At 68.4% G+C, this 1021-nt stretch carries 1 protein-coding gene; it reads right to left on the bottom strand.

What is annotated here, in order from left to right; translation table 11 throughout:
• Nucleotides 1-1021 (bottom strand): penicillin-binding transpeptidase domain-containing protein (locus LL06_RS24480; protein ID WP_035533266.1); only part of this gene is annotated, 1021 nt, incomplete at both ends.

Below are 1021 nucleotides of genomic sequence, written 5' to 3'. Positions count from 1 at the left end.
CCGAACCAGACGCCGGTCACGAGATTGGCGGTGTAGCCCACGAACAGCGCGTCGCGGTAGGACTGGGTGGTCCCGGTCTTGCCGGCCGCCGGCCAGCCGTCGAGCCGCGCCTTGCGGCCGGTTCCCTCCTCGACGACCCGCACCAGCATGCGGTTCATCATCGCCGCAATCGCCGGATCGATGACCCGCGGCGGATTGTCGTAGGCATTCTCGTAGAGCACCTTGCCGTCCTGGGTGGAGACCCGGCGGATGACATGCGGCGTGGCCTTGTAGCCGCCGTTCATGAACGGCGCATAGGCGCCGGTCAGCTCCATCAGCGTGACCTCGGAGGTGCCGAGCGCGATCGAGGCATTGGCCTGGAGCGGCGCCTCGATGCCGAGGCGATGGGCGGTCTGCACCACGGTCTTGGGACCCACTTCCATGACAAGCTGCGCCGCCACCGTGTTGAGCGAATGGGCGAGAGCGTCCGACAGCGTCACCTCGCCACGGTATTTGCCGTCATAGTTTTCCGGTGTCCACTTGCCGATCCGGACCGGCGCGTCGTTGCGCACCGACAGCGGCGTGCGGCCCTGTTCGAGCGCGGCCGTGTAGACAAAGGGCTTGAAGGCGGAGCCGGGCTGGCGCAGCGCATCGGTGGCGCGGTCGAACTGGCTGGTGGCGTATTCGCGGCCGCCGATGAGCGCCCGGACGGCGCCGGTGCCGTCGAGCGAGACCAGGGCGCCCTGGCCGATGCCGAACTTGGCGCCGTTGTCCTCAAGCGCCGTGCGCAACACCTTTTCGGCCTCGCGCTGCAGCTCGAAATCGATGGTGGTTTCAACCACGAGATCCTCGGTGATGGCGCCGACGAGGTCGGGCAGCCGCTGCATGACCATATCGGCGACATAGTTCTCGGACCCGGTCCAGTAGCTCTTGGCGCGCACCTGCGGGCTGGTCAGCGCGGTGGCGATTTCGCTGTCGGTGACCGTGCCCTGCTCGCGCATGGCGGCGAGCACGACCTGGGCGCGGGCCTCGGCGGCCTTGG

Source organism: Hoeflea sp. BAL378 (assembly GCF_000759435.1).
GTDB lineage: Bacteria > Pseudomonadota > Alphaproteobacteria > Rhizobiales > Rhizobiaceae > Hoeflea.
This window is presented reverse-complemented; position numbering and strand designations above follow the sequence as displayed.